The organism is Citrobacter sp. wls714, from assembly GCF_005281025.1.
In the GTDB taxonomy this organism is placed as follows: Bacteria; Pseudomonadota; Gammaproteobacteria; order Enterobacterales; family Enterobacteriaceae; genus Citrobacter; species Citrobacter werkmanii.
Genome location: NZ_SZWZ01000017.1, coordinates 1 through 1,109, shown reverse-complemented (window position 1 = coordinate 1,109; position 1,109 = coordinate 1). Strand labels below are relative to the sequence as shown.

At 54.4% G+C, this 1,109-nt stretch carries 1 protein-coding gene; it reads right to left on the bottom strand.

All coding sequences use genetic code 11. The features are described 5' to 3' along the window. Positions 1–60: 60 nt before the first annotated feature. Complete coding sequence (locus FDX11_RS01630) at positions 61–1,041, bottom strand: IS5-like element ISKpn26 family transposase (RefSeq protein WP_137397369.1); 981 nt, start codon at positions 1,039–1,041, stop codon at positions 61–63. Between the last annotated feature and the right edge of the window lie 68 nt (positions 1,042–1,109).

Sequence of the window (1,109 nt, the reverse complement as noted above, 5' to 3'; positions counted from 1 at the left end):
CACATCGAATCAGCCTATTTAGGCTATTTTTTCCACCATTTCTGGCGTTATTTCCGGTTTTTACTGAGATCTCTCCCACTGACGTATCATTTGGTCCACCCGAAACAGGTTGGCCAGGGTGAATAACATCGCCAGTTGGTTATCGTTTTTCAGCAGCCCCTTGTATCTGGCTTTCACGAAGCCGAACTGCCGCTTGATGATGCGAAACGGGTGCTCCACCCTGGCACGGATGCTGGCTTTCATGTATTCGATGTTGATGGCCGTTTTGTTCTTGCGCGGATGCTGCTTCAAGGTTTTTACCTTGCCGGGACGCTCGGCGATCGGCCAGTCCACATCCACCTCGGCCAGCTCCTCGCGCTGTGGCGCTCCTTGGTAGCCGGCATCGGCTGAGACAAATTGCTCCTCTCCATGAAGCAGATTACCCAGCTGATTGAGGTCATGCTCGTTGGCCGCGGTGGTGACTAGGCTGTGGGTCAGGCCACTCTTGGCATCGACACCAATGTGGGCCTTCATGCCAAAGTGCCACTGATTGCCTTTCTTGGTCTGATGCATCTCCGGATCGCGTTGCTGCTCTTTGTTCTTGGTAGAGCTGGGTGCCTCAATGATGGTGGCATCCACCAAAGTGCCTTGGGTCATCATGACGCCTGCTTCGGCCAGCCAGCGATTGATGGTCTTGAACAATTGACGGGCCAGTTGATGCTGCTCGAGCAGGTGGCGGAAATTCATGATGGTGGTGCGATCCGGCAGGGCGCTATCCAGGGATAATCGGGCAAACAGGCGCATGGAGGCGATTTCGTACAGGGCATCTTCCATGGCACCGTCGCTCAGGTTGTACCAATGCTGCATGCAGTGAATACGCAGCATGGTCTCCAGCGGATAGGGCCGTCGGCCATTGCCCGCCTTGGGATAAAACGGCTCGATGACAGCGGTCATATTCTGCCATGGCAGAATCTGCTCCATGCGGGAGAGGAAAATCTCTTTTCGGGTCTGACGGCGCTTAGTGCTGAATTCACTATCGGCGAAGGTGAGTTGATGGCTCATGATGTCCCTCTGGGATGCGCTCCGGATGAATATGATGATCTCATATCAGGAACTTGTTCGCACCTTCC